Consider the following 522-nt stretch of genomic DNA (forward strand, 5'->3'; position numbering starts at 1 on the left):
GGTGCTGGCGTTCATGCTGGTCTATGGCGCCACGGTGACGGTGCTGAGCATGGTGCTGCTGCTGACCGATCTCGATTTGGTGAGCGCGTTCTCCGCCGTGCTGGCCAGCGTCAACTGCACGGGGCCGGGCCTGGGGCTGCTCGGGCCGTCGGCCACCTACGCGGTGCTCACCGAGTTCCAGCTCTGGGTCTGCACCCTGGCCATGCTGCTCGGGCGGCTGGAGATCCTGAGCTTCATGGTATTGCTCACCCCGGCGTTCTGGCGGCGGTAGCGCGGGGCGGCGGCCGGGCGGGCCGGGGCGTCGCGCCGGTGGCGAAAGCCGGCGGCCGGGGTTGCGAAGCCGGGGCGCGTCCCCATATCCCTACAATTCAACGCGTCTTTCGTCTTCCGAGGGCTTTTCATGGTTCCGCATCTCATCACCGCCCTCACGGGACCGATCAACGAGCTCGAACAGCGCATTCTCGATTCCATGCCCGCGATCGAGCGGTGGTTCCGCCTGGAGTGGATGGAGCACACGCCCCC

General features: G+C 67.8%; 1 pseudogene. It reads left to right on the forward strand.

Annotated elements, in window-relative coordinates:
- Positions 1–271 (forward strand): annotated as a pseudogene (locus tag AC27KI_RS27075) (TrkH family potassium uptake protein); the annotation flags it as partial.
- Positions 272–522: the final 251 nt, after the last annotated feature.

It is taken from the genome of Acidovorax sp. KPB24-03 (genome assembly GCF_057546605.1).